Genomic DNA, 4,698 nt, shown 5'->3' with positions numbered 1-4,698 from the left:
GAGCGGCACGGCCATCGACGTGAACGCGCCCCGCCATCCCCTCGGTGCGAGCGACTGCTACCCAGCGGGGCAAGATCCGCGCGATCGTGGACTACTGCGACGGTGTCGTGCGGTGGGGCGGCGACTACTCCGGGCGCAAGGGCGCCTCTTCAGGTCGTGGGCTCGACGAGCGCGAAGGGCACCGTGAGGATCCCGCCCCGGGACCGGACATGGAAGCGGGTGCGGCCCCGTTTCACGATCGTGCCCAGGCTGCCCTCGAAGTCGCCCGGAGCCGTGACCCGGACCCGCTGGCCGACCCGCAGACGGCGTCCCATGGGCGCGTTCTGGTCACCGGTCAGCGACTGCAGCTCCGCGACGTAGTTGGGATGCATCGGCACCTCCTCGCCGCGATAGGTCCACGCGAGCAGGTAGCGCACATCGAAGGTGGACGAGCACCTGGCGCAGGTCATGACCCGCTCGGGGCGCCGGTGCCGTGTCGTGTGATGGCCGGCGCGGCAGGTGCCCCACCAGTTGCCGCTCACCGCGGGCCCGCCCTCGACGCAGCGCGAGCCGGTCGAGCCGATGGCGATCGCCGTCGCCCGCCAGACCTCGTCGTGCCCATGGCGGGGGCCGACCAGAGCGTGGGCGATCTCGTGGAGGATCGAGTCACGCACCTCGTCCTGCTCGTGCAGGGCGGTCAGGTGGCTGCTCAGCGTGATGCGCCGGTCGCGGAAGTGGCAGGCTGCGGCCCGCGCCTTGGCCCGGTCGAGCCCCACCGTCCACCCGTCGAGCCTGTGCGCACGCACCAGCTCCCGCGCCAGCGACAGCGCCTCACTCAGGTCCATCTCGTGTCTCTCCTGTCTGCCCCCGCCCCGAGCGTAAGGGCGGCCCCCGACAGCATCATCCCGGCTCGACGCCGACGCCCGGTAGGTTGTACTCGCCCGTCGGCGCGAATGGTGACAGTCTCGAACGGTGGCGTGAGCGCACGCCGCACCGGACGCGTCCCCCTGCCCCAAGGAGGCCCTCGAGATGTTCTCCCGCATCGCCATCGTCAACCGTGGTGAGGCGGCCATGCGGCTCATCCACGCGGTTCGCGACCTCAACGCCGCTGAGCCGAACGGGCCGCAGATCGAGACGATCGCGTTGCACACCGAGGGCGAGCGCCGGGCGATGTTCGTCCGCGAGGCCGACCGGGCCTACGACCTCGGCCCGGCCGCGAACCGGCCCTACCTCGACTACGCGGTCCTCGAGAGGGCTCTGCTCGAGACCGGCGCCGACGCGGCCTGGGTGGGCTGGGGCTTCGTCGCCGAGGACCCGGGCTTCGCCGAGCTCTGCGCGCGCATCGGCGTCACCTTCATCGGGCCGAGCCCCGAGGCGATGCGCAAGCTCGGGGACAAGATCGGCAGCAAGCTCATCGCCGAGGAGGTCGGCGTTCCTGTCGCCCCGTGGAGCCGCGGCGGCGTCGACACCCTCGAGGAGGCGACCGAGGCCGCCGCACGGATCGGCTACCCGCTCATGCTCAAGGCCACCGCAGGCGGTGGCGGGCGGGGCATCCGCCGGGTCGACTCCGACGCCGACCTGCGCGAGGCCTACGAGCGCACCCGTGACGAGGCCGCGCGGGCCTTCGGCTCCGGGGTCGTCTTCCTGGAGAAGCTCGTCACCGGCGCGCGCCACATCGAGGTGCAGGTCATCGCCGACGGCCAGGGCACGGCGTGGGCCGTCGGCGTGCGTGACTGCTCGATCCAGCGGCGCAACCAGAAAGTCATCGAGGAGTCCGCCTCACCTGTCCTCGGACCCGAGCAGGTCGCGGAGGTCAAGGCGAGCGCCGAGCGTCTCGCCATCGCGGTCGGCTATTCCGGAGCGGGCACCGTCGAGTTCCTCTACCACCCGACCGAGAAGTTCTTCGCCTTCCTCGAGGTCAACACCCGCCTCCAGGTCGAGCACCCGATCACCGAGGTGACGACCGACACCGACCTCGTCGGGCTGCAGATCCACGTCGCGAGCGACGGCCGGCTCGACGGCGAGCGCCCCGTCGAGTCCGGCCACGCCATCGAGGCCCGGCTCAACGCCGAGGACCCGGACCGCGACTTCGCCCCCTCCCCGGGCCGGATCGAGCTGCTCACCTTTCCCTCGGGTCCGGGCATCCGGGTCGACACCGGCGTCGCCGAGGGCGACTCCATCCCGGCCGACTTCGACTCGATGATCGCCAAGATCATCGCCTACGGACGCACCCGCGACGAGGCGATGGCCCGCCTCCGGCGGGCGATGCAGGAGACGACTGTCGTCATCGAGGGCGGGGCCACGAACAAGTCGTTCATCCTCGACCTGCTGGATCAGCCGGAGGTCATCGACGGCTCGGCGGACACCGGCTGGATCGACCGTGTCCGCCAGCAGGGCCGGCTCGTCTCGCACCGCCACTCGGGCATCGCCCTCGTGGCCGCGGGCATCGAGGCCTACGAGGACGCCGAGGCCATCGAGCGGGCCCGGCTGCTCGAGACCGCCCGCGGCGGCCGCCCGCAGGTCCAGCACAAGGTCGGCCGCGGGGTCGACCTCAAGCTGCGCGGCGCGTCATACAAGGTGACGGTCCTGCGAGCGGGACAGACGCGCTACCGCGTCACGATCGGCGCGGGCGCCGAGTCACAGGCGGTCGAGGCCGAGATCGACCGGATCGACCGCCACCACAGCCGCCTCAGCGTCTCCGGGCACGGCTACCGCCTCGTCACGGCGACGCACGGACCGGTCCACCTCGTCGAGGTGGGCGGCGTCACCCACCGCGTCACCCGGGACGAGGGGGGCGTCATGCGGTCGCCTGCTCCGGCCCTCGTGGTGGCGACACCGGTCGAGGTGGGGACCGAGGTGGCGGCCGGCGCACCCGTGCTCGTGCTCGAGTCGATGAAGATGGAGACCGTCCTGGTGGCGCCCTTCGCCGGCCGGGTCCGCGAGCTGCCCGTCACCGTCGGCGCCCAGGTCGAGACCGGCGCCCCACTCATCCGGCTCGAGCCGGTCGGCGACGGCGACGAGGCGCAGGCCGAGGCGGGCCCCTCCGTCGACCTCGACCTCCCCGGGGCCCCGAACGGCCAGTCCGCGGCCACGCGAGCGCTGCGGGCCGTCGCCGACCTGTCCGGCGCCATCCTCGGCTTCGACACCGAGTCGGCCGGAAGCGGCCGGGCGCTCACGGCCTACCTCGAGGCCCGCGATGAGCTCGCCACCGAGGGCCAGACGACGATCGCTGCCGAGATCGCCCTGCTCGAGCTGCTCACCGACTTCGCGGAGCTGAGCCGCAACCGGCCCGCGGCGGAGGAGCGGCACACCGAGCTTCTCGTCCACAGCCCCAGGGAGTACTTCCACAGCTACCTGCAGAGCCTGGACCCGGACCGGGCCGGGCTCCCGGAGGACTTCCGCGCCAAGCTCGCCCGCGTCCTCGCGCACTACGGCGTCGCGGACTTCGAGCGGACCCCGGAGCTCGAGGAGGCCGTGTTCCGGATCTTCCTCGCCCAGCAGCGGTCCGCGCCGGAGGTGGCGGTCGCGACGTCTCTCCTGCAGCGGTGGCTGAGCGAGCCGGTGCCGGCAGCGCCATACGACACGGTCGCCCGCGAGATGCTCGACCGGCTCGTCCTCGCGACCCAGCTGCGCTTTCCCGTCGTCGGCGACCTCGCCCGGTCGGCGCGGTTCCGCTGGTTCGACCAGCCCCTCGTCGATGCAGACCGGGCCAGCGTCCTGACCGGGGTCCGCGACAAGCTGTCCGGGCTCGCCACGACGCCGGACGCTCCCGGCCACGCCGAGGGGGTCGACGAGCTGGCCGCCATCCCGGAGCAGCTCGTCCGGTTCCTCGCCGAGCGGCTGCACGGTGGCCTGCCCGAGCACGAGCCGATGCTCGAGGTCCTCATCAAGCGGCACTACCGCGGCCACGACCTGCGCGATCAGCACACCTTCTCCACCGGCGGCCGCCCCTTCGCGGTCGCGGACTACACGCTCGATGAACGGGCCACCCACCTCACGACGACGATCGGTCTGGTCAGGGAGCTGACGCCAGGCAGTCCCCTCGACGCGGCGGTGAGCGCGGACGTCGAGGGCCGCCTGCCCAGCCACGAGGCGGTCGTCGACCTCTACCTCAGCTGGCCCGAGGAGCCCCAGTCGCCCGAGGACGCCAGCGCCCAGCTCGCCGAGAAGCTCGGCCGTATGCCGTTCACCGAGCACGTACGGCGCGTGGCGGTCGCCGTGAGCGCCGGTGACGGGCGCCCGGTGGACTACTTCACGTTCCGGCCGACCGCCGACGGGCTCACGGAGGACCGGCTGGTGCGCGGAGTGCACCCGATGGTCGGGCGGCGCCTCAGCCTCTGGCGGCTCCGCGCCTTCGACGTGACCCGCCTCGAAGCGCCCGAGGACGTCCTGCTCTACGAGTGCGTTGCCAAGGACAACCCGGACGACCGGCGCCTCGTCGCGCTCGCCCAGGTCCGCCAGCTCGTGGTCGTGAGGGACGAGAACGGCGCGGTGACCGGCCTGCCGCACGTCGAGCGCGCCATCGCCAACTGCCTCGAGGCGATCCGTCGGACCAGGGCCGCTCGCGGCGCGAGCGCTCGCCTCGACATGAACTATGTCTGGGTGTCGATCTGGCCGACCATCGAGGCCGACCTGCAGCAGCTGACGTCGCTGCAGAGCAAGATCGCCCCGCTGACTGCCGGTGCCGGCATCGAGGAGGTCCTCGTCCGGGCCGACGTC

2 protein-coding genes are annotated in these 4,698 nt (G+C 72.6%); one reads left to right on the top strand and one right to left on the bottom strand.

Features of this window, described 5'->3' with window-relative positions; translation table 11 throughout:
- Window positions 1-149: 149 nt before the first annotated feature.
- Window positions 150-824 carry a SprT-like domain-containing protein gene (locus tag ACTHJJ_RS11570; RefSeq protein ID WP_440303094.1) on the bottom strand — a complete coding sequence of 225 codons (675 nt, stop codon included), beginning with the start codon at window positions 822-824 and terminating at the stop codon, window positions 150-152.
- Window positions 825-1,008: 184 nt separating this feature from the next.
- Here ACTHJJ_RS11570 and ACTHJJ_RS11565 point away from each other — a divergent pair.
- On the top strand, window positions 1,009-4,698 hold a 3,690-nt coding region (locus ACTHJJ_RS11565; protein WP_440303093.1), incomplete at its 3' end, for an ATP-binding protein.

The sequence above is a fragment of the Intrasporangium sp. genome (assembly GCF_051961875.1).
Lineage (GTDB): Bacteria > Actinomycetota > Actinomycetes > Actinomycetales > Dermatophilaceae > Intrasporangium_A.
Note: the sequence above shows the minus strand (reverse complement) of the source record. Positions and strands in the feature narration are given on the sequence as shown.